General features: G+C 58.1%; 1 protein-coding gene. It reads left to right on the top strand.

Annotated elements, in window-relative coordinates; all coding sequences use genetic code 11:
* The coding region (locus HU750_RS27700; protein ID WP_186683405.1) for an immunoglobulin-like domain-containing protein at nucleotides 1-203 on the top strand (203 nt) is incomplete at both ends.

Genomic DNA, 203 nt, shown 5'->3' with positions numbered 1-203 from the left:
GGTCACCGAAGGCGGCGAGATCACCTATACCGTCACCCTGACCAATAAAGACGGCTTGCCGATCGATAACCACGCGCCGTTGTACTTCACCTTGAGTGACGGCAAAACGGTCATCACCGTACCGGCCAACGGCACCACCGGTTCGATTACCGTAACTGCCCCGGACAACGTCTACACCGGCACTAATCCGCCGGTAGAGCAGA

It is taken from the genome of Pseudomonas sp. SWRI50 (assembly GCF_014269095.1).
Lineage (GTDB): Bacteria > Pseudomonadota > Gammaproteobacteria > Pseudomonadales > Pseudomonadaceae > Aquipseudomonas > Aquipseudomonas kermanshahensis.
This window is presented reverse-complemented; position numbering and strand designations above follow the sequence as displayed.